Source organism: Sphingomonas sp. ERG5 (assembly GCF_000803065.1).
Taxonomy (GTDB): Bacteria; Pseudomonadota; Alphaproteobacteria; order Sphingomonadales; family Sphingomonadaceae; genus Sphingomonas.
The window spans coordinates 94874-121870 of the sequence record NZ_JSXI01000001.1; the positions used below are offsets into that span (position 1 = coordinate 94874).

Consider the following 26997-nt stretch of genomic DNA (forward strand, 5'->3'; position numbering starts at 1 on the left):
ATCAAACTCTAAAGTCAGGGATCGGCGCGGTAGAAGCGGAGGTTCGCCAGTTCGAGCCAGGCCTTGCTGTCGGGCGAGCCATCGAGCCGGACGATCAGCGCACGCAAACGCGCCAGGTCGAGCACTGCTTTATCGTCCCGGCTGCGAAAGGCGCTGAACGGGATGCGGATGTCGCGGCGGCTTTGATCCGCCGCGAACGGCGCTTCGAAATCGGCGCGATTGTCCAGGCCATAGCTGTCGAACAACAGCCGGTACTGGCCCCCGCCCCGCGCCTCGAACGCGACGCCGGTAAAGCCGCGCGCATCGGCAAGCTGCACCGCGCCCCGGGTCAACGGCAGGATCAGTTGTGCAAAGGGTTTGGGCGCGGAGCCCATCTGCGCGACCATGAACAGTCTTTTATCCGCATCATGATCAGGGCGGGCGAAATCGAGATGGCTGTGATCGGCACCGGAATCGGTGCTTTCCACCGGCAGCGTGTCGAGGTCGGTGCGTCCGGCAGGACCAGCCCCGGTATCGATCGGCCCGGTCATAAGGTGCACCGGCAGCGGCGACATCGCCGCGCCGTCGAGCGCCGTGCGCAACGGCTTCAGCGGCACTTCGCGGCCTGACACGAACACGCGGCGGACATCGTAGAGATCGTCGATCCGCTCGTCGGGTTTGCCGCCGGTCAGCACCAGGTCGGCGCGCTGGCCGACCGCGATGCGGCCATGGTCGGCGCCTTCGCGCAGGATACCGGCGCTGGTCGCGGTCGCCGCAATCAGCGCTTCGGCGGGGCTATGGCCAAGCCGGGTCAGCCAGCGGATCTCACGGAGAGTCGCGCTACCATGATAGACGCCGCCGATCCCGGCATCAGTACCCACGCCAATGCGAACGCCCGCCGCCTTCAGGCGCCGGATATTCTCCTGCATGATCGCCCAGCGTTTCGCTTCGAGCTCGGGAATCGCCTCGATCGGTTTCGCCAGTCTTTGCTCTTCCTGTGCGCGCTCGGGCGGGCGCAGTGCGCGCCATTCGGCGGGTTCGAAAGCGCGATCCTGTTGCGGCTCATACACCACCAGGGTCGGGATATAGGCCGTGCCCCTGGCCTTCATCAGCGCGATCAGTTCGTCATCGACCAGCGCATCGCCGACGCCGTGACCGACCGCATCGACGCCCGCCGCTGCGGCGAGCTTCGCGCCGGCCAGCGTCACGGTGTGCGTGATGACCGGAATATCGGCGGCATGCGCATCGCGCACGATCGCCGCCAGGGTCGGTTGGTTCATGCTGTCGAGGCCCGGACCACGGCCATAGCGCCAGCCATCGGCGAACACCTTGATGACGTCGGGTTTGTAGGTCAGCGCCCGCACCATGGCGAGATGCGCGGCACGCGGCGTCTGCACTTGCAACGTGAAGAAATTGCCCCAGCCATATTCGGTGCCATGCCCGCCAGGCACGCCGAAGCGGATCGCCAGTTTCAGGTTCGGCGCGGTCACCGCGCCGGAACCGGTCATCTCGCGGATCGGTTCGAGCATTTCACCCGATACGGAGAATTCATTCACCGTGGTCACGCCGTGGCTGAGATAGCCGGCATAGGATTTGGGCAAATCATCGGGCCCGTCGAACGCCGGCGAGCGCATATGCGTGTGCAGATCATGCAACCCGGGAATCAGCGTCAGGCCGCGCGCGTCGATCACGTTGCTGCCCGCCGGGGCACGCACATGCTTGCCGACCGCCACGATGCGATCGCCCCGGATCAGGACATTTTCGACCACCGCCGGCGCACCGCTGCCGTCGAACACGCGCGCACCACTGATCAGCGTCGCGCGCTCCCCGCCCGAGGCCGCGCCGACCCCGGCCACCGCAGCGAGCAGCGCCACCGAATTGCGCAGCCAGGTCATCGCAACGGCTCCTTGCGCATCACGGTCCGCGCCAGGAACGCATCGGTCGCACGGTAACTGGCAAGCCAATTGGCGTGGCGCAGAAAGGCGTGGCGTTCATTGGGGAAGATCAGCGTGCGGAACGGAATACGCCGCGCCGCCAGTTCGCGCGCAAGCAGCAGCGATTGCGCGAAATCGACATTCTTGTCGTCATCGCCATGGATCAGCAGCACCGGCGAGCGCCATTGCCCGATCGACGCCATGGGCGACGAACTCCATTGCAACTGGCGCGCGGCAAGCTGCGCATCGGGCGAGAGATTATTGTCGACCGGGCGCAGCATGGTGTGCACGCCATGGAAATCCACGCCGGCGGCGAACAGGTCGCTGTTCCGCGCCAAAGCCAGCGCAGTCAGATAGCCACCCCAGCTGCCGCCCCAGATGCCGATGCGCGCCGGATCGACCTGAGGCTGCGCGGCGAGCCAGCGCCCGGCGGCCAGGATGTCGCGATATTCCGACGCCCCGCCGCGCGCGATCTCGGGCGCGTCGCGAAAGGCGCGGCCATAGCCGGTGCCGCTGCGGTAATTGACCGCAAGCACGTCATAGCCCTGCGCGGCGAAATGCTGGTTGAGGATATAGGCGTTGGAATAATAGCCGCTGAAATGGAAGCCGAGCAGCATTTGCCGCCGCGGCCCGCCATGCGCGAAGATCAGCGCCGGATGCTTGCCGGCGCCGCGAGCGCGGAACAGCTGCGCATGGACTTCGACGCCGTCCGCGGCCGTGAAGATCACCGCTTCGGGCGTGACGAAACCGCGTGCCTCGACCGCCCTGCCGAGCGGCGTCAGCATGCGATCCACCAGCGCCGGATGCGCCGGATGCGTCACATCGGTCGCGATCACCGCCAGCGTATCGCCGCCCAGTGTCGGGAAGGTCTCGATGCCCGTCCCTTGCGTCACACGCGCCGGTGCACCGGCGGAGAGCGGCACGCGCCAGATATGCTTGCGATCGGGATCGCCCGCATTGGCGGCATAGAGGATCGACCGTCCGTCGCGGGTGGGCAGGAAGCTCTCCACCTCGAATGCGCCCGGGGTCAGGTCTCGGGGTTCATCGCCCTTCGCCACGTCGATCGCATAAGCGTGCAGCCAGCCGCTGCGCTCCCACGGAAAGATGAGCTTTCCGTCGGTGTTCCAGAACAGGTTGCGGCTGCGCGTCCCGTTATAGCGCGCGCCGTCGCCCGAGGGTGCGGCCCATAATTCGCGCGCTGCGCCGCTGGCGATATCGGCGACGCGCAGCGACCAATAGGGTCCGCTGTCCGCCGTCGCCCCCGAAGGGGCATCGAGATAGCGGATGAACGCCACCTGCTTGCCATCGGGCGACAGGGCCGGCTCGACCGAGAAACCGGGCGACGGATCGAGATAGCGGACCGACGCGCCGGTAATGTCGAGCACGGCGACAAAGCTGTGATCGTCGCGATTGTCGACGAACACCAGCCGCGTGCCATCGGGCGACCATTGCAGTCGCGTCACCTCGCCCGCAACACTGGCGAGCTGGCGCGGCTTCGCGTTTCCGTCCGCCAGCCAGATCTCGCCCTTGCGGGTATAAGCGATGCGATCGCCATCGGGCGCGAAGACCGGCGAGTGGCCGTCGCCGATCGACACTGGCGTGCCGCCATCGGTCGGACCGACGAACACCAGCTGGCGCGGCGTCGCGGTCGCCGCGCCCGGATTGGGCAGCGCGCCGTCGGGAAACTCGTCATCGCCGCCGCGCACAAAGGCCAGGCGCGTGCCGGCGGCATTCAAGACGACATCGTAAAGTTGCTGCCCGTCATCCTGGTCGAAGCCCGTGACTCGCCGCGCGGGCTGGCCGCGATCGGCAACCCAGACATTGCGCACGCCGGCTTCATTCTCGACCCAGGCGAAGCGCGCCGCATCGCGCGCGCCCGTCAGGTCGCCGGCCACGGGAAGCGCCAGCGCGATCGCCAGCGCATCGGGTTCCGCCGGGGCCGATGCGCTGCTCAGCGTCAGCGCCGCCCCGCACGCGATCAATCGAAGAGCTGCCTGCCATGCCATGCCGGCTGTTCTGACCCGCGCACTCCCCCCCGACAAGCGCAGAACGGCCCAGCCATGCGCATCGGTTATGGCCACGCCAACGCTCTGAATGAGCCGCACACGGTTGCTCCCGGCGTCATTCCCTCTAGGCTCCAGCCATGACGCCATCGAAACTGTCCGCCGCGCTGCTCGCCCTGACGCTCGCCTCCCCGATCGCCGCGCAGGAGGCGCAATCGCTCCGCCAGCGCGTCGAGGCGAAGCTTGCCGAGGTCGGGCCGGGCACGCGGTTCGGCCTGATCGTCACGGCCGAGGATGGGCGCGAAATCGTCGCGATCAATCCGGATCAGCGTTTCATTCCCGCCTCCAACACCAAGATCTTCACCACCGCGGCCGCCTTTGCGACCCTGAGCGGCCTCGACCAGCCCGATGCCGATAGCGGCACGGCGGTGCGGCTCGACCTGTCGGGCAAGACCGCACCCGATGTGATCCTCGAAGGTCATGGCGATGCGCGCCTGTCGAGTGCGAAGGATTGCACCGCCGATTGTCTCGCCACGCTGGCCGATGCGGTCGCCGCCAGGACGCGCGTGGTGCATGACGTGATCGGCGACGACAGCATCTATCCCGACCAGCGCTGGGGCCCGGGAATGAGCTGGAACAACATCCCGTCGCGCTCGGGCACCGCGGCGTCGGCGCTGACGCTCGACGATAATGAGCTGCCGCTGAGCGTGACGCCGGGCAAGATCGGTGCGGCGCCCGCGCTCGACTTCCCGCCTTATTATCAAGTCGACAACCGCGCGGTGACGGTCGCAGCGGGCGAGACGAAGCTCGATTTCGACCGTGCGCCCAATGGCATGTCGCTTCGATTGAGCGGGGTGATCGCGGTCGGTGCGAAGCCGGAAGTGCTGCGGCTCGGGATCGACGACCCGGCACATTATGCCGCCTGGACCTTCCGCCGCCTGCTGGAGGCGCGTGGCGTGCGCGTGACCGGTGCGGTCACCGCACGGCATCGCCCGCTGACCTCGGCCGACGACCCGAAGGAGCGGCTGGGGGCACCGGTAACGCGTCAGCCCTTCGCGGCGCCGCTCGCCCGGCTCACTCCGCTGCCGTTGGCGCAGGACCTGACGCTGATCAACAAGGTCAGCCAGAACCTCCATGCCGAATTGATGCTGCGCCGGGTCAGCTATCGTGACGGCAGCGGGTCGATCGCCGATGGCGCGGCGGCGGTGGGCGCAATGCTGGAACGCGCCGGCGTGCCGCGCAGGGCTTATGACTTTTCCGACGGCTCGGGCATGTCGAGCTATAATCGCGTGGCGCCGCGCGGCGTGACGATTTTGCTGCGCTGGATCGCGGGCCAGCCCTGGGGCGCGGCGTTTCGCGAAACCCTGCCGATCGCCGGTGTCGACGGCACGCTCGCCAAGCGCTTCAGCGGTACCGCGCTCGAGCGCAGGCTGTTCGCCAAGACCGGCACGCTCAATGCAAGTTCGGCGCTGTCGGGCTATATGACCGGCAAGAGCGGGCGGACGCTGATCTTCTCGATCTACGCCAACGACATGCCGGAGGGGGTGAGCGCGACGAAGACAATGGACGCTGCGCTGGAACTGATCGCGGCGGAGAATTGAGGCGGCCTGCGCGGGAATGACGGCGGGTTAGCCAGGGCCATCCTGCCCTAAGCCTTCACCGCATCCCAGGCATTCACCACCGCATCGCCGATTTCGGGCCGCAGCGCGAAGATGCCGCTGTCGCGGTGGCGCGTCGGGTGCACACGGTTGGTGAGCAGAGTCCAGGCAAGGCCGCGCTCGAAATCGATCCACAATCCGGTGCCGGTGAAACCGGTATGGCCGATTGTTTGGGATGAGCAGGCATCGCCACCGGGCCAGCCGGCGAAGCGGCGTTCCCAGCCGCAGGTGCGGTCGCCGTTCGCAGGTTCGCGGATCGCCGCCAGCATCGCCGGCGACGCGCCGCTGCCGTCGAGCAGGCCCCGGGCGAAATCGAGTACGCCAGCGACCGTCCCGAACAGGCCGGCATGGCCGGCATCGCCACCAAGCGCGGCGCAATTCTCGTCATGTACCTCGCCCTTGAGCACCCGCCCGCGCCAACTGCACGCCTCGGTCGCGACCGCCGGGCCGGGCGGCGGGCCGTAGCTCAGGCCGGGGGCGAGCGGCCATACGGAGAGCGATGCGCCAGTGATGCGCTCGATCGCGATGCCGAGCAGGATATAGTTGATGTCGGAATAGACCGAGGGTCCCTGTTTCCATTCGCGTTGCAGCACGAAGGCGCGCAGCCGGGCGGGATCGTCGCCATACGTGTAGATCGGTTCGACCGCGGGCAGGAAGCTGCGATGCGCGAGGCAATCGCGGAAGGTCAGCCGACGCTCGGCCGCATTGAGCACGTCATACTGACGCAGGTCGGGGATCGCGTCGGTCAGCGGGCGATCGAGATCGATCCGGCCTTGATCCGCCAGCGTCAGGATCATCGTCGTGGTGGCGATCACCTTCGAGACCGACGCAAGGTCGAACCAGTGACCTTCGGTCAGCAACTCCGGCTCGGGCACCAGCGCGGCATGACCCATGAGTTTCACGGCACGCCGTCCATCCGCCGAGACAATGCCCAATGTCGCGCCCGGGATACGCCCATCGGCGACCGCTGCGGCGGCGGGCTCGAAAGCCCGTTCGACCAGGTCGGCGATCATATCGTTTCGTGATCCGGTGCGCGGGGCTTCATCCGGCCGATGATCGGCAGGAACAGGATCGCGGCAAGGCTGAGCACGCCCGACATGACAAAGAAGGCGTCATAGCCAATGGCTTTCTGCATCGACCCCACCGCCCCGGCGAGGAGGCGCGCCAGCAGGAACGCGAAGCCCGACAAAAAGGCATATTGCGCGCCGGGATAGCGCGGATTCACCAGCATCGAGAGATAGACGACGAACACTGCGCCGGCGAAGCCGTTGCCGAATTGATCGGCCCCGGTCGCGATATAGAGAACCATGTTGCTCGGCGCCTGATGCGCCAGCCAGACAAAGCCAAAATTGCCGAACGCCGCCAGCGCCGCACCGACCGCGAGCGTCCATGACTGCGACCAGCGCGTCGTCAGCCAGCCGCCCAGCGCCACGCCCGCCATGCTCGACAGCAAAGCGACAAGGCCATCCGCCGTACCGATCTGCGTCAGCGTATAGCCGATCGATTTGACCAGCGGCTTGGAGAGATTGAGCGCAAGCACATCGCCCATGCGGTACAGCGAGACAAAGGCGAGGATCGCCAGCGCGCCATAGCCGAAGCGCCAGAAAATATCGACATACGGGCCGATCGCCGGAGACTTGCGAAACCAGACCGTGGGCGGTGCGCTGCGGATCGTCCGCAACGTCAGCGCCATGATGATGAACGGCACCATGCAGATGATCAGCACGACCGGAGTCACATTGCTCTTCGAACTGATCCCGGCGGCAACGGCGAGTTGCAGCACCACCGACCCGATCGCCGCCGTCACGGCAGCCGCGATCGCGAGAATCACCGCGCTCGCGACCAGTCCGGTAACCAACGCGACCCAGCGACCGCCGCCGCCCCTGACCTCCGGACGCATCGCCACCAGCAATGGAAAAGGCAGGAACGCGGCCGTCGCGATCAGGAGATAGGCCTGTGTCCAGCCGGTTCGGTCAGCGACGAGCAGCGCGCCGCTGCCCGCCGCGACCATTGCGGTACGATATCCCCATAGATTGGCGGCGACGATCGGTCCCTGCTCATCCTGGGTCGGCGCGAGTTCGATGCGCCACGCGTCAGCCGCAACCTCAAGCGTCGTCGTCCAGAAGGCAAGCAGCACGGCGAACAGCGCCGTCACCGCGAGACTCTTGTCCGCAGCGGTAAAGGCCATCGCCGCCATCGAGGTGAAAATACCGAGTTGCGACAGCATGATCCAGCCGCGCCGCTTGCCCCAGAAGCGCCCGAAACCCGGCACGTCGAACCGATCGAGCAGCGGCGCCCACAGGAATTTGAAGGTCGGCAGCAATTGCACCCAGCCGAAGAAGCCGATCACGACAAGCTCGATGCCATGGGCCGTCAGGCGCAGCTGCAGCACGGTCGAGAACATGTAGAAGGGCAGACCGGCGGAGAAGCCGAGCAGCACGTACAGCGCCATGCGGCCAAAGCCCGGCCGAATGGCCGGTGCAGCCCCCCCGGTCGGCGCGACGTCAGTCAAGGCGAGCAACCGGAACGACGGTCAGAACAAGCGGCATCACGGCTCCATCGGCAAGGGTCGCCACACGCTCGACCGCCCATCGGGATCAGTCAATGGCGTAGTGTGGCACAGGGGCAACGCTATTGGCCATGTTTCAAGGGTGACATGCCGCGAAGCTATGGCTCTCCCCACAGAAACTATGGAGCAGCGCAACATTCTTGTTACTTAATGCAATCGGACGCACGGGCAATGCGTGGTTCACGGGGGTTCATAACATGATTGGTTCAAAGTCACTCAAATCGGTCCTGGTCTCGGGCACCGCTTTCGCCGCCCTGACCTGTGCGCTACCGGGTGCAGCAATTGCGCAAACCGAGGCAGCGCAGGACGCATCGGCCGAGCCTGCCGCCGATCAGGAAAAGGGCGAGATCGTCGTCACCGGCACGCGCATCATCCGCGACGGCTTCCAGGCGCCGACACCGCTCACCGTGCTGACTCAGGAAGAAATCCAGAACCAGTCGCCGTCGAACAACATCGCCGATTTCGTCAACCAGTTGCCGGCGCTTGCCGGATCGACGCGGCCGGCCAATTCGCGCCTCAACCTGAGCAGCGGCCAGGCCGGCATCAACGCGCTCAACCTGCGCAACCTGGACGGCTCCGCCACCGGGACGCGAACGCTGGTGCTGATAGACGGCCGCCGTTCGGTAGCCTCGACGATCACTGGTGTGGTCGACATCAACACGATCCCGCAGGGGTTGATCAAAAGCGTCGAGATCGTCACCGGCGGCGCCTCGGCAGCCTATGGATCGGACGCCGTCGCCGGCGTCGTCAACTTCATCCTCGACAAGAAATATCAGGGGCTGAAACTCTCGGCCGACAGCGGCATCACCACGCATGGCGATGGCCGCAACTATTCGTTCGAAGCGACCGCCGGTCATTCGTTCGCCGGCGGGCGCGGCCATATCCTGCTGAGCGGCGAAGTCGCGCATCGCGACGGCATCTTCCAGGTCGATCGCGACTGGAACGCAACGGGCTATGTGCGCATCCAGGACCCCAATTGGACGGCGGGCAATCCCGCGCTCAACATCCCAGCGAGCACGACGCCGAAATTCCTGATCCGGCGTCAGGTCGGCGCGGCGAACTCGACGCCGGGCGGCCTTATCACCGGATCGACCGGCGGCACTGCGAACAGCCTGCGCGGCCTCTATTTCGGCCAGGATGGATCGGTAAACCAGTATCAATGGGGTGCGCTGACCTATCCGTCACCAACGGGAACCTCTGCCCCGTCGCTAACGCAAGGCGGCGACTGGCGGGTCAATGATTCCGGTCGTCGCATCGGCCTGGATCCGCAGGATGACCGTTACGGTGTTTTCGGGCGGCTCAGCTACGAGCTTTCCGACAATGTCGAATTGTTCGCGGAGGGTTCGTACAATCGGCAACATATCGTGTTCAATGCCGGCCCGAACCTGCAAACCGGCATCACGCTGCAGAAGGACAACGCCTTCCTGATCAACACGCTCGGCGCGGCACGTCTGACCGGCATCAATACGGTGACACTTGCCACGACCTCCGCCGACCTGCCCTATCGCGGGGTGGACAACAGGCGGAAGGTCCAGCGTTACGTGATCGGCGCCGAGGGCCAGTTCCAGGCATTCGGCAAGGCGGCGCATTGGGACGTCTATGCCCAATATGGCCGCACCGACATGCGCGAGCAGCTGACCAACATTCAAAATACACAGAAGATGCTGAACGCCGTCGACTCGGTGTTCGCTCCGGCCGGCAATCCGGGCGGCTATGCCCCCGGCTCGATCCAGTGCCGTATCAACGTCGATGCGATAACGACCAACGACGACAAGGCTTGCGTGCCGCTCAATCGCCTCGGCATCGGCGTCGCGAACCCGGCCGCGTTCGGCTATGCGCTGGGCAATCCCTATCGCGACGAGGTTGCCAAACAGAAAGTTGCGGGCGCCAATTTGTCACTGACGCCATTCGCGACCTGGGCCGGCGACGTCAGCATCGCGGTTGGCGGCGAATATCGCGAGGAGAGCATCCGCGGCTTCGTCCCCGCTCAATTCCAGCCAGCCATCACCGCCCTTCCCGGGGGTGGCCTCAGAACCGACAACACATGGTCAGTGGGCAATTATCTGCCGACCAACGGCAAGTATAATGTGAAGGAAGCCTATCTCGAAACCGTGGTGCCGCTGGGCCTGGGTCTGGAATTCAACGGCGCAGTGCGTGCGACCGATTATTCGACCTCGGGCTATGTCACGACCTGGAAGGCTGGCGCGACCTGGCAGCCGATTGAAGATATCCGGTTCCGCGTGACGCGCTCGCGCGATATCCGCGCGCCGAACCTCAATGAACTATATCAGGCAGGCTCATCGAACAGCGACTCGGTGCGCAATCCATTCGCTCCCGGAACGGGACCGGGCGGCGTCCTTTATGATGCAACCATCGGCTACTCGGCCACCATCACGGGCAACAAGAATCTGCGCGCGGAAAAGGCGGATTCATGGAATATCGGCGCTGTTTTCTCGCCGCGATTCCTGCCCGGCTTCAACGCGTCGGTCGACTATTTCCGCATCGACATGAAGGACGCGATCGGCACGCTCAGCGCGCTGGAGATCATCAATCGCTGCGCCGATGGCCGGACAGAATATTGCGCCGCCATGACGCAGGATCCGAACAACTCGAAGCGCCTTCTCTTCCGCAGCCAGCCGTTCAATTTCACGAGTCAGCTGGTGCGCGGCATCGATTTCGAAGCCTCGTATCGCCTGCCGCTGAACAAGCTCTTCGCGAAAGCCGACGGCAGCTTCACACTGCGCGGCACCGCGACACGCTATATCGATAACATCATCAACCAGGGCATTGCCGGCACCGTACCTCTCAATACCGTCGGCGTGAACGGCGGCCAGGCAAGCACACCGACATGGATCTTCCGCGCCAGTGCGACCTACGACACGCCGAGCACGTCGGTCACCGTGGTGGGACGCGGGGTGAGCGCGGGCAGATATGACGCCGGCGGCATCGAATGCCAGACCAATTGCCCCATCCCAACCACGACCCAGTTCAACACCTATGACGACAACCATGTCTCGGGGCTGTTCTATGTCGACTTCAACCTGACGCAGAAGATCAAGGCCAGCAGTTCCTCGGATGCGCAGATCTTCCTGAACGTGACGAACGTGTTCGATCGCGCGCCTTTGCTGGTGCCTGAAACCGGTCTTGCGGCGAACAGCACCTATTCGGACCTGCTCGGACGTACCTTCCGCGTCGGCGTCCGCTTCCAGCTGCGCTGATCGGTACGCCGGCTCCATCCCCACGGGATGGAGCCGGCATTGCCCGACAAAGTGCTTCGATCGGCAAGAGAGGAACAATAGGCACATCGCATGATGCTTTCGATTCTCCTGCTTGCCGCCGGCGCGCAGCCCGTTGCGACGGTTCGCGTGGCGTTCGACCGCAAGGGGGAAACAGCGGTCAGCGTGTCGGGCATCGCCGATCTCGCCACGCAGCGCCCGGTGACCGCCGACGATCCGGTGCGGGTCGCCTCGATCTCCAAGTTGGTCATGGCGATCGGCGTGATGCGGCTGGTCGAACAACATAAGCTCGACCTCGATGCCGATGTCTCGACGCTGCTCGGCTGGCCATTGCGCAATCCCGCCTTTCCCGACCGCAAGATCACACTCCGGCTGCTCATGTCGCACCGGTCGAGCCTGACCGACGGCGTCGATTATGTCCTGCCGCTCGACGCCGATCTTCGCACCGTCGTTGCCGATCCGAAGGCGTGGGACGCCGATCATGCGCCGGGCAGCTTCTTCCGCTACACCAACCTCAATTCGCCGATCATCGCGGCGGTGATGGAACGCGCGACGGGCGAGCGGTTCGACCGGCTGATGGACCGGCTCGTGCTCGCGCCGCTGAAGGTCGACGCCTGTTATAACTGGGCCAGTTGCAGCGACGCCATCGCGGCGCGCGCGGTGGTCCAGTATCGCGCGGGTGAGCCGGCGAAGGACGACAATCGCGGAGCAAAGCCGCCCTGCCCGGTCCAGCCCGCCAGCGATGGGAGCTGCGATCTCTCCCGCTGGCGCGCCGGGGTGAATGGCGGAATATTTTCGCCGCAGGGCGGACTGCGCATCTCCGCGCGCGGGCTGGCGAAGATCGGCCGGCTGCTGCTCAACGGCGGCATGGTGGACGGCGTCCGGCTGCTCGGCCGAGGCTCGATCACGCAGCTCGAAAAACCGCTATGGACGTTCGACGGCACCAATGGCGACACGCTGAAGGGCTTCCATTGCAGCTATGGGCTCGACGTCGCGTTCCTGGCCACTGGCATCAAGGATTGCCGTGACGATCCGTTCGGCGACGAGCGGCGCCAATGGGGCCATGCCGGCGATGCCTATGGTCTTTATTCGGGCCTGTGGATCGATCGAAAGCGCGGTACCGGGGTTGCCTATTTCGCGACCGACGTGCCGGCGATGCCGGGACAGCGATCGGCCTTCACGGCGACCGAGGAGACGCTGGCCCGGCCGGGTCGGTGAATGCCGGCGTCGACTCAATGGCGCGCCGGACGTCGCGAGCGCTAGATCCATCCCTTCGGAGCCGTGGCATTGACGCGGAAAGGCCGCTAAACGCTTGCCATGGCGAAGACCCACCCCTTTCATTCGATCCACAGCCACGGCCTGATCCGCGCCGGCGCCTGTACCCCGCATGCGACGGTCGGCGATCCGGCCGCCAATGCCGCCGCGACGATCGCGCTGGCCAGGGATGGGCACAAGCGCGGCGCAGACCTGCTGGTTTTTCCCGAACTCAATATCAGCTCCTATGCGATCGACGATCTGCACCTGCAGGATGCGCTGCATACCGCGACCGAAGACGCGCTGGCAGCGGTGGTCGCGGCGTCAGCGAAGCTGCATCCGGTGTTGCTGATCGGCGCGGCGCTGCCGCGTAACGGACGGCTGTACAATTGCGCGGTGGTGATTGCGCGCGGCCGTATCCTGGGGGTCGTGCCCAAGACCTTCCTGCCCAACTATCGCGAATATTATGAGAAACGCTGGTTCGCGAGCGGCGCCGGCATGTCGGGCGACATCGACGTGGCGGGTCAGACCGTGCCGTTCGGCACCGACCTGATCTTTGCGGCGAGCGACTTGCCGCATTTCATTTTCCATGCCGAAATCTGCGAGGATTTCTGGGCCCCCACCCCGCCCTCGACCGCCGGCGCGCTGGCCGGGGCGCTGATCTGCTGCAACCTCTCAGCGTCTAACATCGTCGTCGGCAAGGCGCGCGAGCGGGCGATGCTGTGCGCGGCACAATCGGCGCGGGCGGCCTGTGCCTATATCTTCTCCGCCGCCGGGCCGGGCGAAAGCACCACCGACATGGCGTGGGACGGCCAGGGCACGATCCATGAGCTTGGCGAGTTGCTGATCGAATCCACGCGCTTCGAACGCGGTGCCGACACCATTTATGCCGATGTCGATTGCGGTCGGCTGCGGCAGGAGCGGATGCGCGTCGGCACGTTCAACGACAGCGCGGCGCTGGCCGGCCATCCCGAAACGCGCTTCCGCCGGATCGGGTTCGAGCACAAGCCGAGCTTTGCCGATATCGGGCTGGAGCGCGCGGTGCGGCGCTTCCCCTTTGTGCCCAATACGCCGGGAAAACTCGACGCCGATTGTTTCGAGGCGTTCAACATCCAGGTCGAAGGGCTGCTCAAACGGATCGAGGCGGCCAGGGCCGATACACTCGTTATCGGTGTGTCGGGCGGGCTGGATTCGACTCATGCGCTGATCGTCGCGGCCAAGGCGATGGACCGGCTCGGCCGCCCGCGCGACCATATCCTCGGCTTCACCATGCCGGGCTTCGCGACCGGCGATACGAGCAAGGGCAATGCCTGGAAACTGATGCGCGCGCTCGGCATTGCCGGCGACGAGATCGACATTCGCCCCGCCGCGCAGCAAATGCTGCATGACATCGATCATCCGTTCGCGAACGGCGAGCCGATCTATGACGTGACGTTCGAAAATGTGCAGGCGGGCCTGCGCACCGATTATCTCTTCCGCCTCGCCAATCAGCGCGGCGGGCTGGTGGTCGGCACCGGCGACCTGTCGGAACTCGCGCTGGGCTGGTGCACTTATGGCGTCGGCGACCAGATGAGCCATTATGCGGTCAATGCCGGCGTGCCCAAGACGCTGATCCAGTTCCTGATCCGCTGGTGCGTGAAGACCGACCAGTTCGACCGCGAGACCGATGCGATCCTCGAGGCGATCCTGGGCCAGGAAATCTCCCCCGAACTCGTCCCCGCCGATGGCAATGGCGCGATGCAAAGCACCGAGGCGCGGATCGGGCCGTACGAGCTCAACGACTTTTTCGTCCATTATGTCGTGCGCTACGGCATGGCGCCGTCCAAGATCGCGTTCCTTGCCTGGCATGCCTGGCGCGATGCGGCGGCCGGGCGCTGGCCGATCGATTTCCCGCGCGACGGGCGGCACCAATATGACCTGGCGACGATCAAGAGCTGGCTGGAGAAATTCCTGTTCCGCTTCTTCGTCACCAGCCAGTTCAAGCGCTCGGCGATCCCCAATGGTCCAAAGGTCTCGGCCGGTGGCGCCTTGTCGCCGCGCGGCGACTGGCGCGCGCCATCGGATGGGACCGCCGCGCCATGGCTGGCGGAGCTGGCGAAGAACGTGCCGTAAATGGCTCGATACCTCTTATTTACTTCGCAGGGGAAGCGAATTGGAAAGGAGTTGGATCGACGCGAGCTGGTATAACCGACGCGGCGGCGATCGCTGTCATCGGCGCGCAACATCATCAGCCGATGGATGGTCGAATCGCGTATCGAAAGACTGAGATGACCCATATCAGCCGCCGCTCGCTCATCGCCGGCGCAGCAGGCAGCGCCGCATTGCTGTCGATCGGCGCGCGTGGCGCGGTCGCGCTGCCACATGGCCTGTTCACGCTCGGTGTCGCGTCGGGGGATCCGCTTGCCGACGGCGTGGTGCTGTGGACTCGCCTCGCCCCCGCCCCGCTCGCCGATGATGGCGGCTTGCCGCCGATCGCCGTCGCAGTGCGCTGGGAAGTGGCCGAGGATGAGCGCTTTGGCCATGTCGTGCGCAGCGGAGAGGCCCGCGCACTGCCTGAATTCGGTCATTCGGTTCATGTCGACGTCAGCGGCCTTCGCCCCGCGCGCCGCTATTGGTACCGCTTCATCGCCAATGGCGAGACCAGCCCGGTCGGGCGAACTCGCACCGCGCCCGCCGTTGGCGCGCCGGTCGACCGGCTGCGGCTGTGCTTTTCATCGTGCCAGAAATATGAGGCCGGTTATTATGCCGCCTATCGCCACATGGTGGCGGAGGACCCCGACCTGATCCTGTTCCTCGGCGATTATATCTATGAAGGCGCGCCCAACAATCTCGGCGTGCGGCGGCACCTCAATCCCGAGCCGGTCGACCTGCCCGGCTATCGCGCGCGCTACGCCACCTACAAGCTCGATCCGCTGCTACAGGCCGCGCACCAGGCCGCGCCCTGGGCGCTGACCTGGGACGATCATGAGGTCGCCAATGATTATGCCGACGCGCTCGACCAGGAAAATAGCGATCCGATCGCCTTTCTGCGCCGCCGCGCCGCCGCCTATCAGGCCTATTTCGAGCATCAGCCGTTGCGCGCCGCCGCGCGGCCGTCGGGATCGTCGATGCGGCTGTACCGCACGCTCGACTGGGGTCGGCTGGCACAGTTCCAGATCATCGACGACCGCCAGTATCGCGGGCCGCGCGCATGCCAGCCCGACGGACTGATCGCCGCACACAAACGCTATCAGAATCTGGTCGGCCCCTGCCCCGATCTTTATTCGAACGACCGCACCATGCTCGGCACGGTGCAGGAACAATGGCTGATGGACCGGCTTGGCAAGAGCAAGGCGCAGTGGAACCTGCTCGCGCAGCAGACGCTGATGCGGCAACAGGGTCGCATCGATCCCGTCCACCCCGAACGCGGCCCGCAATTTTCCGCCGACAGCTGGTCGGGCTATCCGGCGGCGCGCGACCGGATCTTCCGCCGCTGGGTGGAGGCGGGCACCGCCAACCCGCTGGCGCTGGGCGGCGACATCCATGCCTTTGCCGCCGCCGATATCCAGGACCCTGCCAAGCCCGACGGGCCCGCGATCGGATCGGAATTCGTCGGCGGATCGATCTCCTCGCTGTTCAACGACCCCAGCTTCAAGGCGCAGGCAGCGGCCAATGGCCTGACGTTCGCCGAGAATGAAGTACGCGGCTATGCGCGGGTCGATCTGACCCCCGGCCTGTGTGTCACAACCTTTCGCGGCGTGAGCGACGCCCGGCGCGAGGACGCCGATATCCGCGACCTGGTGCGCTTTTCGGTGGAATCGGGACGCCCCGGCCTGCAGCTCTAGAAATGTTTCAGAAACACTTCACACTGTCATAATTGCTACATGGAAGCTTCCTAGGTCGGCCTCGACTCAGGGACGATACACACAAAATATCCGGAGAATTGATGCCAACCCGCTTTCGCGGATGGCGTTCGCTCGCCTGCGTCTGATCAATTCACCTCGGGGGCGCATCGATGACTTTTCCTTTCACCAGCCGGTCCGGCAAGGCCAAGACCGGCACCTTCCTGCTCACCGCAAGCCTGTTGAGCCTGGCCAGCGGCACGGCCTGGGCCGCAACGCCCGCGGCGAAGGAAGCCGACACCGCGATCGTCGCCGACCCGGCCGCGGATGAAGCGGCAGCGCCGGCGGACCAGATGGGCGACATCACCGTCGTCGCGCGCAAACGGTCGGAAAATGCTCAGACCGTACCGATCCCGATCACGGTGATCAGCCCGGTCGAGCTGACGCGGCAGAACCTCGTCAACTTCACCAATTTCCAGGTCAAGTTCCCGGCCTTCTCGGTCTATCTGACCAACCCCAAACAGCTCAATCTGGGCATTCGCGGGATCGGCAATAACGGCTTCAATACCGACGGCATCGACGGCTCGGTCGGCATCTTCGTCGACGGCGTCTATACTGGCCGCCAGGGCATGGTCTCGAGCGATTTCAACGACATCGCTCAGGTCGAGCTGTTGCGCGGGCCGCAAGGCACGCTGTTCGGCAAGAACACCACCGCGGGCGCGGTGCTGATCAACACGCTGAAACCCAGCTTCGATTTCGGCGCGACCGCCGAGGCGACCGTCGGCAATGAGGGATTCTATCAGTTCAAGGGCAGCGTGACCGGGCCGCTGATCGACGACAAGCTGGCGGTGCGCCTGTCGGGTTTCTACAGCGACAAGGACGGCAATTACCCCAATGTCTATAACGGCAAGAAGCAGAATGGCCGCCAGGGCCAGGGCCTGCGCGGCCAGTTGCTCGCAACCCCGACCGACAATCTGTCGATCCGCCTGATCGCCACTTATGGTCGGCAGAGCTTCCCGAGCATCTCGCCGGTGATCTTGTCGATCTACAACCCGGCCGCGCTGCAGGCCCGCATGGCGAAGGCCGGCTACACGCTGCTGACCAGCAACGCCAAGGATCGCAAGATCAACATCGACAGCCCGCTCAATGCGAAGACCGATCTGTTTTCGACCAGCGGCGAAGTGAATCTCGGGCTTGGCGATGCGGGCGACCTGACCTCGATCACCGCCTATGAGCGCTGGTCGTGCTTCACCAACAACGACAATGACTATACCCAGCTTGATGCGCTGTCCGATTACGGATCATGCAACAAGGAACGCCAGTTCTCGCAGGAGCTGCGCTGGTCGACGCCAAGCGACCGTCCGGTGGTCGGCACGTTCGGCGGCTTCCTGTCGCGCCAGCGGCTGCAGGTGGACTCGCGCGTCCGCTTCGGCTCGCAATTCGGCATCTGGTCGGGCAACACGCTCGCCGCCGCCAAGGTGACCGGTGCGGGATTCAGCAGCGTCGCAGTGTTCCATACCGATACCGACGCATTGTTCGGCAATGTCACCTGGCATCCCGATGAAGCGCGGCGCCTCGCCATCGACGTTGGCCTGCGCCAGACCTGGGAGCGGCGATCACAAACCTATGACGGTGTCGTCGCATCCAACCCGGGCGGGCTGACTCAGGCAGAGCTCAACTCACTGTCACCAAGCGGCGCCAATGCTCAGCTGGGCCATGTCGATACCAGCCTGAAAGACAGTTCATTGTCGGGTGAAATCGGCGTCAATTACCGCGTCACCAACGATGCGTTCGTCTACGCCAAATATGCGCGCGGCAATAAATCGGCCGGTTTCAACCTGTTGCCCTATAATGACAGCAACCCCGACAAGGGCGTCACCTCGGCAATCGCACAGGGCGCCAGACAGACCGTCAAGGGCGAAAAGGCCGACAATTTCGAGGTCGGCTTCAAGACCGAATGGTTCGACCGGCACCTGCTGATCAACCTGACCGCGTTCCACACCAAGGTGCGGAATTACCAGGCCAACCAGGCGGTGGGCGTTGGCAACACCGCGCTCAAATTCCTCGCCAATGTCGGGTCGCTCACCTCCAAGGGCGTGGAACTGGAAGGTGAAGCCTGGCCGATCGAGGGCCTGCACCTGAAGGGGTTCGCCGCCTATAACGAAGCGACCTATTCCTCCTTCCACAATTCGGTCTGTCCGGGCCAGCCCGAGTTCACCAAGCCCACCTGCGACCTGACCGGGCGTCAGGTCGCCTGGGCGCCGAAATGGACCACCGATCTGACCGCCGATTATACCCATGCCATCACACCCGATGTGACGGGCTATGCGCTGGTCGACGTGAACTGGCGCTCGAAGCAGAACACCACCATCACGCTCGATCCGTCGGCCGAGATCCAGGGCTATGCGCTGACCAGCTTCCGCGCCGGTGTGCAGTTGCTCGACCGCAAGCTCGACCTGCAACTCTGGGTCGAGAATGCGTTCAACAAGAGCTATTATATCAACCTGCTCGGCTACACGAAATCGACCGGCATCATTCAGGGCTATCCCGGCAACCCGCGCACCTTCGGCGCGACCGTCCGCGTCACTTTGTAAGCTTCCGTTGATCAGAACTGGAGCGGTCCCGGATTCCATCCGCGGCCGCTCCTTGTATTTCCAGCGCAGGGATGGCGGCCGACAAGGCCGTTCCGCGTCGACCTGTCGCCATGCTGTTCTCGACACGAAGAAAGAGCGGGCCGACATTATTCCGGCAAGGACGACATGCCAGATCGCATGGACGCATTGAATCGCCGCCGGCGACCACCCGTGAACGGCTGAGCCGCAAGCGTGGCGACGGGAGATATGTTACACCGGTAATGTAACATATCTCACCCCGCCAGAGCCTCGGCGAGAGAAAAATACTATTCAATATCAATTACTTGATGTGGAATAGGCAGCAAGCCGATCAAAACCGAAATCGTCAAATCCTGCAAGCTCGTCCACGCGAGCCAACTCGCCTTTCACCAGGCAGAGCGGGGTCGGCGCTCCATGCCCGGGTCACAATATTGACATTGATGTTCAAATCGATATACGGACATCAATGTCAATACGGCATGGAGACGAGTCATGACCCAACAGGCCACCCTCACCCCGCCCGACCTGCCGATCCCGCTGCGCGACCTGCGCTTCAACCGGGAGCAGTCGGGTCACCCGCATTGGTGGCATGGCAATGATCCTGTCCCCACCGCCTTCTTCAACGCGCTGTCCTGCACTTTCCCGGCCGGCGAGAAATTCTTCATGGATGCGGTGCGCGCCTTCCGCCGCGACGTCAGCCCGCATCTCCAGATGCAGATCAAGGGCTTCGTCGCGCAGGAAGCGGTGCACAGCCGCGAACATGCCGCGTTCAACAAGCTCGCCGCCGACAGCGGCTATGAGATCGAGCGGCTCGAAGCCCGCACCAAGAGAGTGCTCGACATCGCCCGCAATCGCGGCAAACACCATCAGCTTGCCGCGACCTGCGCGCTCGAACATTTCACCGCGATGCTGGCGCATGAACTGCTCGCCAATGACAGCCGCGACATGGATGCCGCGCCGGCCGACATCAACCGGTTGTGGAGCTGGCACGCGATCGAGGAAATCGAGCACAAGGCGGTCACGTATGACACGTACTTAGCCGTGACCGCGGACTGGTCCGGGTTACGGCGCTATTTCCTGCGCACCCGGGCCATGATATTGGCCACGCTCATCCTGTATGGGACGATAGCGGCCAATATGCGCGACCTTTACCATCAGGACGATTTGCGTGGCGTGCGCGTCTGGGGCCGCACGATCAAATATCTCTTCGGCAAGAACGGCATCCTGCGCCGTATCGGCCCCGCCTGGCGCAGCTATTTCAAGCCCGGCTTTCATCCCTGGCAGCATGACGAACGCGCCTTGCTCGCCCAGTCTCAACAACGCCTCGGGCTTGGTGCCGCATAATCTAAGGGAGAACCGCGTGAAGACCTATTTTTCGGCCGGTATTGCCGCAACTTTGCTTCTGTTCTTAGGCTCCGGTGCGGCAACCGCCGCGCCGGACAGTGCCCTGCTCGGCAAATGGCGTACCCAGCAGCGCAACGGCGTGGTCGAGATCCATCGCTGCGGCAAGGCATTGTGCGGCCGCGTGCTCGACGGCGATCCGCTCCGCGCCAATCCCGACCAGCGCGACATCCGCAATTCGGACACGACGTTGCGCGGCCGAAAGGTGCTGGGTCTGCGCATCCTGAGCGGCTTCACCGGTGGCCCGACCGAGTGGAAGGGCGGGCCGCTTTATGATCCCAATACCGGCGACGGCGCGACGTCCGGTTCGCTGACGCTGGAGAACCCCACCACGCTGAAGGTGAAGGGCTGCATCGCGGTGTTCCTGTGCCGGACCCAGACCTGGACCCGCGCGCCGCGCTGACAGTTGCGCAGTGAGAGGGACGACGTCACTGGCCCCGGCGAACCCGGGGGCGGTGGTGTTTGTCGTGAGTGCTGGCTGGGGCAGGATAGTATCTGATCGAGCCCCTCGTCATCCCCGCGAAAGCGGGGATCCCGCTGCCCTTCCCCGCACATAGAAGAAGAAGAAGAAGAAGAAGAAGAAGCGGGATCCCCGCTTTCGCGGGGATGACGAGGAGGTAACCAGCTCACCCTAGCGCCTGCTAACCTCCAATCACCGTCCTGGCATTCGCGATCGCATCGGCGGTCTTCAGCTTGCCGGCCTTGATATCGTCGGCATAGCCCATCAGCCGCTCGCCCGAGGCAGAACCGGTGCTCCTGTGAGTCGGGTTGCACCTCGGTGGCAATTCGACCTATCGCCAGCCATGGCAAGATTGGGAAACTTCCTGCGACTAATTTGCGGCTGGCTATGGGTTCTGATGCTGAGCCCCGCCCCAGCATCTGCCGCAGAGCCCTGGCGTGTGGCGTCGAGCGCCAACTTCGTCATCTACGCGCAGTATACGCCGGAGGCCTTGCGAAACTACGCGGCGCAACTCGAGCGCTTTGACAAGGCCATGCGGGTCTTGAGACGACTGCCGGACACGCCCGTAGGCAAAGCCAACAGACTGACTATTTTCATCGTCCAGAACAATGAAACGGCGGCGAAGCTGGCAGGTGAGCCAGGCAGCGGCATCGCCGGCTTCTATCGCAGCAGGGCTGGCGCCTCGATAGCAGTCAGCTCTCGCGAGAAAGCGGAGCATTGGTCTGACCTTACCCCGCAGGTCGTTCTGCTCCACGAATATACGCACCACTTCATGCTGCGCCGCTTCCCTGGGGCCTACCCGACATGGTTCGTCGAAGGCTTCGCCGAATTCTATTCCACGGCCAGGTTCCAGGCCGACGGCGGCATGGAGATCGGCGCCCCGGCCAATCACCGCGCTTATGAGATCGCAGTCATCAAGGATCCCGACTTGCCGCGCATGTTGGCCGATCCAGACAATTCCCAGGGTGTGGGGGTGATGGAACTATATGGCTTCGGCTGGCTCCTGACGCACTATCTGACGTTCAACGATGCCCGCAAGGGCCAGCTCGCCACCTATCTCGACGCGATCAATCGCGGCCAGCCGCCGCGCGAGGCGGCGGTGAAGGCATTCGGAAATCTGAAGCAGCTCCAACGCGAGATGATGGCGTACCGAACCAAGCCGATGAAGAACGCGCGGATATCGCCCGAAGAGCTCTCGATCGGTCCGATCGATGTGCGTGATCCCACCCCTGGTGAAGCGGCGATGATCCCGACGCTTATCCGGGCGCGCCTGGCGACCGGGAAGAAACACGACCGTGACATCGCCTCCGATGCTCGACGAATCGCGGCGCAATGGCCAGAGGATGTGCAGGTTCTGGGCACCCTCGGAGAGGCCGAACTGGCAAGCGGAAACATGGACGAGGCAGGCGTCGCAGCCGATCGCGTTCTCGTTTCGGATGGAACGTCAATAGATGCCCTGATGATCAAGGCCGAAGTAGCGCTGAGACGTGCATCGGCGAGTACCGGGAAGGACGATAAAGTGCGCTTCGCCAAAGAGGCGCGACGTTTCGCCTTGAGCGCGAACAGGATCGATCCCGATCATCCCGTCCCTCTGATCTTGTTCTATCGTAGTTTCACCGCCGCCGGCGAAACGCCGACACCGAATGCCGCGACGGGATTGATGAGAGCGCATTTGCTCGCGCCCGAAGATGCCGACCTGCGGCTGATGCTCGCAAGACAACTTTTTGCCGACCAGAAGCCAGACCAGGTCAGACTGCTGCTGACGCCCATCGCGCATAGTCCGCACGGTGGAGACCAGCGCACGGAAGCGCTTGCTTTGCTGGCCAAACTTACCGCGGCAAGCCCTGACAAGTCGGAATAATTGGCCGTCTCATCGCGAAGAATGGATATGCTGATTCGTCTTAACGAATGACAGCGTCCGAGGTTGGGTGGCAGTCGATCGAGTGACCGGCAATGGGCGCAAAGCTGCTATTTTCTTCGTCACCCAAGAGATTCAAACGGCGACCTCCAGCGAGTTATACCATCGGCGACCCCGAGAAAGCGGAGATGACGACAGGAAGCTGCCTTAAATCACCGAACCCTACCGCCTGGTAACCTCAGCAATCACCGCCCTGGCCTTCGCGATCGCATCGGCGGTCTTCAGCTTGCCGGCCTTGATATCGTCGGCATAGCCCATCAGCCGCTCGCCCGAGGCGGAGCCGGTGTCGGCGACTTCGGCCACGACCACGCCCTTGTCGGCGGTGATCGCCACATCCCAGGCGGCGCGTACCGCGGCCCAATAGTCTTTGGTCGCGGTCCAATAGGCGTCGGCGAATTCGACGTCGTAATCACTGTCCTTCACATAGGTGTTCAGGACCGATTCCTGGACGAAGGGCACGAGTTTTCCACCGACCGGACCCATCTTGATATTGTCCTGCCAGTGGATCCAGCCGTTGGGCGACGGCGAATGGCGGTTGATGCTGAAATAGCGGTCATAGGGCGGCTTGCGCACCGCGTCGCGACGCGCAAGCGGACGCCATGACCCGTCGCTTTGCCAACGCCGCACGCCGCCTTCATCAGTCCATTTGCCCCAGCCGCCATAGCGCGGGGAATCGTCGGTCTGCCACACGGTCTGCGACCAGCTGCCCCGGCGCTTGTCGGCCGGCACGTCCGTCAGCACCCATTTTCCCTGACCCGCATAGGTCAGCACCGTGGCCGGTTCATAGGTCCAGTCCTGCCGCCAATGCTTGATCACCATCGGATCGCTGCCGGTCGTCCCGACCACCAGGAGGTGCTGCAGGACAATCCGTGTCGGACTGTCCTCGACCACCCGAACGCTTTCATGACCGCCCGACAGCTTTGACTGGATCGGCGTATAATCGGCCCGCCATGGGGTCGTTTCGCGGAAATCGAACGTCACCTTGTAATCGCCCGCCATGGCGAGGATCGCGGCGCGGTCGGCGGCAAGCGCCGACTGGTCCACCGTCGCCGCCGCAATTGAGGCGGGGGGATTGCCGGCAAAGGCGGGCGCGGCAAGCGGCAGCACCACAAGCGCGCCGAGCAGGCGGACGGTCCCGAAACGAATCATGCTCTTGATCCTCATTATCAAAATCTTGCGGTGAGCGAGATACTCGCATTGCGACCGGGCTGGGAATAGGCGTCAGTGACCGAAGACGCGGCGGAAAGCCCGCGCACGTCGCTCCACCAGGCGTATTTCTTGTCGAAGATGTTGAACACGCCCGCGCGCAGCGTGAAGGCGTCGGCGATACGGACATAGGCGGTCGCATCGAGGATCTCGAAGGCGGCCGGCCGGAACGCGGTGGGCGCTGCCGAATCCGCTTCCTTGCGCGCCGCATGGGTACCGATCAGTTGACCGCCGAAGCGCTTGTCGGGATCATCATAACCGACCCCGAGCACCAGCTTGAGCGGATCGACCGATATTAGCGGCGCGCGGATATTGCCCGCGCCGATCGACTCACCCTTGGCATAGCTGACCGCAAACCGCGCGCTGAGGCCGCTCGCGCTGCGCGCACTCAACTGCCCTTCCAAACCCTTGATATTGACCCGAGCAAGATTGATGAACTGGAAGATGGTCGGATTGGCGGGCGAAGGATTGAGGCCACCGCCAACCACTTCCTGGCTGATGAAATCGCGGTAACGGCCGGTGAACCCGGTGGCCGAGGCGGTGACAGCTCCTGTGCCGATGCGCACGCCCCCTTCCCAGGTTTCGCTTGTTTCGGGCCGCAGGTTCGGATTGGGCCGCGACGTGTAGCCGACCGCGGGATTGTCGAAGAACTGATTGACCTGAGTCGGTGACGGCGCCTTGAAGCCGCGCGCATAATTGGCGAACAGCCGCACCTCACCAAGCTTCACCACCGCGCCGAGCTTGGGCGAGAATTTCGACCCGTCCTGCCCGGCGACCGCCGACCCCGGCGTGATGCCGTCGCGCTTCGGGGTGAGCTTGTAATAATCGTAGCGGATCGCCGGATAGAGCGTCAGCGCGCCATCCGCGATGGAGATCTGGTCGGCCAGGAAGGCGCCGCCGAGCGTATAGTCGGTGACCGGGAAGGCACGGGTCGGGAAGACATCCGGCGGCGACGGCACGGTGCCGTCGCGCACGCCCTTCTGGCGGGTAAAGCTGAGATCGCCTCCGGTGACGACGCGGTGCTCGATCGCGCCGGTGGTGAAATGCGCGCGTACATCGCCGCTGACGCCGTAGACGCGATTGGCGAAGGTATTGAGGCGGGTACGATCGGCCGAGACCCGACGATCCTCAGCGGTGAACTGGCGGTTCTCGCCATCCTGATACCAGCCGGTCAGCTGCGCCGCCTCGATCGTGCCGGTGCCGGTATAGTGCCAGTCGAGACTGACCCGGTCGCGGCGCGTGCGGTCGCGCGCGGTGAGCCCGATGACGCTGCTGGCGCTCGGCAAGCTGGGCGGAATCGGCGGCAGCGTAATACCGCTCAGCACATTGGTGGAAACATGGTCATCGAGATGGTCGACCGTCAGGCGGAACCGATGCGCGTCGGAAGGCTGCCAGACGAGCTTGCCGAGGATCGCGTTGGAACGCGTGTCCTGCGGATTTGGCGTGGTGCGACCGGCATTGGGGCTGTCGTTGGTGCCCTTGTTCTCATACTCATGCCCGTCGCGGCGGGTATAGGCGACCATCGCCGACCAGTCGCCGGCGCGTCCGGCGATGATGCCGGTTTCGCTGAACTGGTTATCGGCGCTGTCATACGCCGCCCGGGCCATGCCGCCGAACGACCGGCCATGCAGGAAATCAGCCGGGTCGCTGGTCACGAAGCTGACCGCGCCGGCCAGACCGTCGCTGCCGTACAACGCCGAAGCCGGGCCGCGCAGGATCTCGACCGACTTGATCACGCCGAGATCGACATAATCGCCGCGCCCGGCGGATTGCGCGCCGAATTCGAAGCCGTCGGGGACTCGCACCCCGTCAACCTGGATCAGCACCCGATTGCCATCGAGCCCGCGGATGTTGAAGCCGGTATTGCCGTCGCGCCCGGTGACGCCCTGTGCAGCGCCGAAGCGGGTCGGCGCGCGGCGCACGCTGACACCAGGTTCGAACCGAACCAGATCCTTGATGTCCGAGGCAAGCTGATCGGCGATTTGCTCGTCGTCGATGACGGTGACGGTTGCCGGCACGTCCGACACCGGTTGCGGCAGCCGCGTCGCGGTAACGGTGATGGGGTCACCTGCGCTATCTGCCGCCACGGCATCGTCGGCAGCCGTGTCAGCGGCTTCGGCGGCCCGGGCGGGCGTCGTCCCGACAAGCAAGACCATCGCGATGGCGGCGGTCGATGCGGCCCGATATGCGTTCCGCCCCCTTGTCCCTGCCAACATGTGATGCGTCATGTCATATCCCCGATCTTCAATGCTAGTGCGAGTCATTCTCGTTAGCACCTAGGAGCAGTGATCGTGGCGCGTCAACCCGCTGCGCAGGGCCGGTTGATCGAGTTCATGCTGATCGCAAGGCGGCTCCCCCGGGGAGGCGCGATTCAAAGGCGGACCGGCTCATGCCAGTCCGCGAAATGCCGTGCCCGAACGACTCACGGCACACTCTATTCTCATGATGAATATCGTTGAGGTCGGTAGTCCTGTTTCCCGCCGGGAACAGGGAGCGAATGCACCTGTTATCGACCTGTTTTCACCTGTTATTCGAATAACAGGTGGGATCGGCAGGCAACTGACAAGCAGGTCAGGCGGTCAGCGCTTGCCCTTCTTGCGCGCGGCGTAACGCGCATCGCGCGCGGCCTTTTTCTCGGCTTCGGTCAGTTGCGCGCGCTCGACGGCGGCGGCAGCTTCAGCGAGCGCGGCTTCGGCGCGGGCGATCTTGTCGAGCTTCGCCTGTTCGGCGGCAGCAAGCTTGTCGGCGCGGCGCTTGGCGTCGGCCACTTCCTTCGCCGCGCGCGCAGCGGCGCGCGCCTCGACAATCGCCGGATCGATCGGCGGCTTGGCTTTCAGTTTCTCCAGGGCCTTCTGCTTGGCTTGCGCGGAAAGCGCCGCCCGGTCCTGAAAGCTCGGTTCCTTGTATGCCATGCGGTATCGGGCCTTTCGGGCACGTCTATATCAT

16 protein-coding genes are annotated in these 26997 nt (G+C 64.4%); 9 read left to right on the forward strand and 7 right to left on the reverse strand.

Features of this window, described 5'->3' with window-relative positions:
• Positions 1-14: 14 nt before the first annotated feature.
• Positions 15-1874: an amidohydrolase family protein gene (locus OO12_RS00485; RefSeq protein ID WP_034156660.1), complete on the reverse strand. Its 1860-nt coding sequence runs from the start codon at positions 1872-1874 to the stop codon at positions 15-17.
• The gene (locus tag OO12_RS00490) at positions 1871-4018 is read right to left on the reverse strand and encodes a S9 family peptidase (RefSeq protein WP_235364620.1); all 2148 of its coding nucleotides are present in this window, start codon (positions 4016-4018) and stop codon (positions 1871-1873) included. Before OO12_RS00490 ends, OO12_RS00485 begins: the two co-directional genes overlap by 4 nt.
• A gap of 38 nt (positions 4019-4056) precedes the next feature.
• On the opposite strand from OO12_RS00490, the gene dacB reads away from it, so the two are divergent.
• Positions 4057-5517 carry a D-alanyl-D-alanine carboxypeptidase/D-alanyl-D-alanine endopeptidase gene (gene dacB / locus OO12_RS00495; protein WP_034156661.1) on the forward strand — a complete coding sequence of 487 codons (1461 nt, stop codon included), beginning with the start codon at positions 4057-4059 and terminating at the stop codon, positions 5515-5517.
• A gap of 47 nt (positions 5518-5564) precedes the next feature.
• Here the strand turns inward: dacB and OO12_RS00500 are convergent, their stop codons facing one another.
• Positions 5565-6587, reverse strand: a complete 1023-nt coding sequence (locus OO12_RS00500; RefSeq protein WP_034156662.1) for a serine hydrolase domain-containing protein — start codon at positions 6585-6587, stop codon at positions 5565-5567.
• Complete coding sequence (locus tag OO12_RS00505; RefSeq protein WP_235364621.1) at positions 6584-8086, reverse strand: permease; 1503 nt, start codon at positions 8084-8086, stop codon at positions 6584-6586. Before OO12_RS00505 ends, OO12_RS00500 begins: the two co-directional genes overlap by 4 nt.
• A 254-nt stretch (positions 8087-8340) precedes the next feature.
• On the opposite strand from OO12_RS00505, the gene OO12_RS00510 reads away from it, so the two are divergent.
• The 8 genes from OO12_RS00510 to OO12_RS00545 all read left to right on the forward strand — a co-directional run bounded on the left by OO12_RS00510 (position 8341) and on the right by OO12_RS00545 (position 22788).
• Positions 8341-11361, forward strand: coding sequence for a TonB-dependent receptor plug domain-containing protein (locus OO12_RS00510; RefSeq protein WP_034156664.1), 3021 nt, complete (start codon positions 8341-8343; stop codon positions 11359-11361).
• A 90-nt stretch (positions 11362-11451) separates the two neighbouring features.
• Positions 11452-12597, forward strand: coding sequence for a serine hydrolase domain-containing protein (locus OO12_RS00515; RefSeq protein ID WP_034156665.1), 1146 nt, complete (start codon positions 11452-11454; stop codon positions 12595-12597).
• Positions 12598-12696: 99 nt separating this feature from the next.
• Positions 12697-14745 carry an NAD(+) synthase gene (locus OO12_RS00520; protein ID WP_034156666.1) on the forward strand — a complete coding sequence of 683 codons (2049 nt, stop codon included), beginning with the start codon at positions 12697-12699 and terminating at the stop codon, positions 14743-14745.
• A gap of 155 nt (positions 14746-14900) precedes the next feature.
• Positions 14901-16457 (forward strand): alkaline phosphatase D family protein, encoded by a 1557-nt coding sequence (locus OO12_RS00525; RefSeq protein ID WP_034156828.1) that lies wholly within the window; start codon positions 14901-14903, stop codon positions 16455-16457.
• A 170-nt stretch (positions 16458-16627) separates the two neighbouring features.
• Positions 16628-19048: a TonB-dependent receptor gene (locus OO12_RS00530; RefSeq protein WP_082006247.1), complete on the forward strand. Its 2421-nt coding sequence runs from the start codon at positions 16628-16630 to the stop codon at positions 19046-19048.
• A gap of 510 nt (positions 19049-19558) precedes the next feature.
• On the forward strand, positions 19559-20410 hold the full coding sequence (locus OO12_RS00535) for a metal-dependent hydrolase (RefSeq protein WP_034156667.1): 852 nt from the start codon (positions 19559-19561) through the stop codon (positions 20408-20410).
• Positions 20411-20426: 16 nt separating this feature from the next.
• Complete coding sequence (locus OO12_RS00540; RefSeq protein WP_235364622.1) at positions 20427-20870, forward strand: DUF2147 domain-containing protein; 444 nt, start codon at positions 20427-20429, stop codon at positions 20868-20870.
• A gap of 454 nt (positions 20871-21324) precedes the next feature.
• Positions 21325-22788, forward strand: a complete 1464-nt coding sequence (locus tag OO12_RS00545) for a tetratricopeptide repeat protein (RefSeq protein WP_152616187.1) — start codon at positions 21325-21327, stop codon at positions 22786-22788.
• 219 nt (positions 22789-23007) lie between these two features.
• Here the strand turns inward: OO12_RS00545 and OO12_RS00550 are convergent, their stop codons facing one another.
• From OO12_RS00550 to OO12_RS00560, 3 genes are all read right to left on the reverse strand, one after another.
• Positions 23008-23994 (reverse strand): DUF6607 family protein, encoded by a 987-nt coding sequence (locus tag OO12_RS00550; protein ID WP_034156832.1) that lies wholly within the window; start codon positions 23992-23994, stop codon positions 23008-23010.
• Between the two features lie 17 nt (positions 23995-24011).
• A complete protein-coding gene (locus tag OO12_RS00555; RefSeq protein ID WP_235364623.1) occupies positions 24012-26207 on the reverse strand; it encodes a TonB-dependent hemoglobin/transferrin/lactoferrin family receptor in 2196 nt (731 codons plus the stop codon).
• Positions 26208-26630: 423 nt separating this feature from the next.
• Positions 26631-26963 carry a DUF6481 family protein gene (locus OO12_RS00560; protein ID WP_034156668.1) on the reverse strand — a complete coding sequence of 111 codons (333 nt, stop codon included), beginning with the start codon at positions 26961-26963 and terminating at the stop codon, positions 26631-26633.
• Positions 26964-26997: the final 34 nt, after the last annotated feature.

Coding starts and splice junctions, on each gene's coding strand:
- OO12_RS00485 (WP_034156660.1), bottom strand. CDS start 1,874: ATGACCTGGCTGCGCAATTCGGTGGCGCTGCTCGCTGCGGTGGCCGGG.
- dacB (WP_034156661.1), top strand. CDS start 4,057: ATGACGCCATCGAAACTGTCCGCCGCGCTGCTCGCCCTGACGCTCGCC.
- OO12_RS00500 (WP_034156662.1), bottom strand. CDS start 6,587: ATGATCGCCGACCTGGTCGAACGGGCTTTCGAGCCCGCCGCCGCAGCG.
- OO12_RS00510 (WP_034156664.1), top strand. CDS start 8,341: ATGATTGGTTCAAAGTCACTCAAATCGGTCCTGGTCTCGGGCACCGCT.
- OO12_RS00515 (WP_034156665.1), top strand. CDS start 11,452: ATGATGCTTTCGATTCTCCTGCTTGCCGCCGGCGCGCAGCCCGTTGCG.
- OO12_RS00520 (WP_034156666.1), top strand. CDS start 12,697: ATGGCGAAGACCCACCCCTTTCATTCGATCCACAGCCACGGCCTGATC.
- OO12_RS00525 (WP_034156828.1), top strand. CDS start 14,901: ATGACCCATATCAGCCGCCGCTCGCTCATCGCCGGCGCAGCAGGCAGC.
- OO12_RS00530 (WP_082006247.1), top strand. CDS start 16,628: ATGACTTTTCCTTTCACCAGCCGGTCCGGCAAGGCCAAGACCGGCACC.
- OO12_RS00535 (WP_034156667.1), top strand. CDS start 19,559: ATGACCCAACAGGCCACCCTCACCCCGCCCGACCTGCCGATCCCGCTG.
- OO12_RS00545 (WP_152616187.1), top strand. CDS start 21,325: ATGCTGAGCCCCGCCCCAGCATCTGCCGCAGAGCCCTGGCGTGTGGCG.
- OO12_RS00550 (WP_034156832.1), bottom strand. CDS start 23,994: ATGATTCGTTTCGGGACCGTCCGCCTGCTCGGCGCGCTTGTGGTGCTG.
- OO12_RS00555 (WP_235364623.1), bottom strand. CDS start 26,207: ATGGTCTTGCTTGTCGGGACGACGCCCGCCCGGGCCGCCGAAGCCGCT.
- OO12_RS00560 (WP_034156668.1), bottom strand. CDS start 26,963: ATGGCATACAAGGAACCGAGCTTTCAGGACCGGGCGGCGCTTTCCGCG.